This is a genomic window from Streptomyces sp. NPDC057654, from assembly GCF_042800135.1.
GTDB lineage: Bacteria > Actinomycetota > Actinomycetes > Streptomycetales > Streptomycetaceae > Streptomyces.
Genome location: NZ_JBHVHQ010001380.1, coordinates 1 through 1,373, shown reverse-complemented (window position 1 = coordinate 1,373; position 1,373 = coordinate 1). Strand labels below are relative to the sequence as shown.

Sequence of the window (1,373 nt, the reverse complement as noted above, 5' to 3'; positions counted from 1 at the left end):
CCGAGGAGGCCGTCCTCGCCGCCGGCCCCGCCAAGGCGTACGGGGCCGTCAACGCCCAGCGCTGGCAGGCCGCCACGGGCCCCGTCCTCGACGACCTCCGCCGGATGGGCGCCGACGCCGCCGACCGCTACCAGGACCGCGTCAAGCCCGTCGCCGACGGCGTCCTCCTCAAGGCGGGCGCGGCCGGCGTCCTCGGCTTCATCGCGCTCGCCGTCTCCCTCATCATCTCCACCCGCATCGGCCGCTCCCTCATCCGCGACCTGCGTCGGGTCCGCAAGGAGGCGCACGAGGTCTCGGGCGTACGGCTGCCCAGCGTGATGCGCCGCCTCGCCGCCGGCGAACAGGTCGACGTCGAGACCGAGGCGCCGCGCCTCGAATACGGCCAGGACGAGCTCGGCCAGGTCGGCCAGGCCCTCAACACCCTCCAGCGCGCCGCCGTCGAGGCCGCCGTCAAACAGGCCGACATGCGCCGCGGCGTCTCCGAGGTGTTCGTCAACCTCGCCCGCCGCAGCCAGGTCCTGCTGCACCGCCAGCTGACGCTGCTCGACACCATGGAGCGGCGCACCGAGGACACCGACGAACTCGCCGACCTCTTCCGCCTCGACCACCTCACCACCCGCATGCGGCGGCACGCCGAGGGCCTGGTCATCCTCTCCGGCGCGGCCCCCTCCCGGCAGTGGCGCAAGCCCATCCAGCTCATGGACGTCGTACGGGCGGCCGTCGCCGAGGTCGAGGACTACGAGCGCATCGAGGTCCGCCGGCTGCCGCGGCTCGCCGTGAGCGGCCCGGCCGTCGCCGACATCACCCACCTCGTCGCCGAACTCCTGGAGAACGCCACCGTCTTCTCCCCGCCGCACACCGCGGTCCAGGTGGTCGGCGAGCGCGTCTCCAACGGCTTCACCCTGGAGATCCACGACCGGGGCCTCGGGATGGCCCCCGACGTGCAGCTGGAGGCGAACCTCCGGCTCGCCGAGACCCCCGAGTTCGAGCTCTCCGACACCGACCGGCTCGGCCTGTTCGTCATCAGCCGCCTCGCCCGCCGCCAGGGCGTCCGCGTCTCCCTCCAGCCCTCCCCGTACGGCGGCACCACCGCGGTCGTGCTCATCCCCGAGGCGCTGCTGGTCGACGTGGGCAAGGGCGCCGGCTACGAGAGCGACGCGGACACCGGCGGGAGCGACATCGGGGGCAGCCCGCTGGCCGCGCTCGCCCAGGTGCCCGTACCGCTGCCCGACCGGCCCGAGGCGGACCGTCCGATGCGCACCGGGCCGGCCGGGGACGGGCCCGTGTACGGCGCGTTCGACGAGGAGGAGCGCGCGCTGTTCCGCCGCCGCGGCACCGCGCCCGTGCCCGCGCCCGACCCGGAACAGCACCAG

At 74.9% G+C, this 1,373-nt stretch carries 1 protein-coding gene; it reads left to right on the top strand.

Annotated elements, in window-relative coordinates; genetic code table 11:
* A partial coding sequence (locus ACFU99_RS43780; protein WP_384404377.1) for a sensor histidine kinase occupies positions 1 to 1,373 on the top strand: 1,373 nt, incomplete at both ends.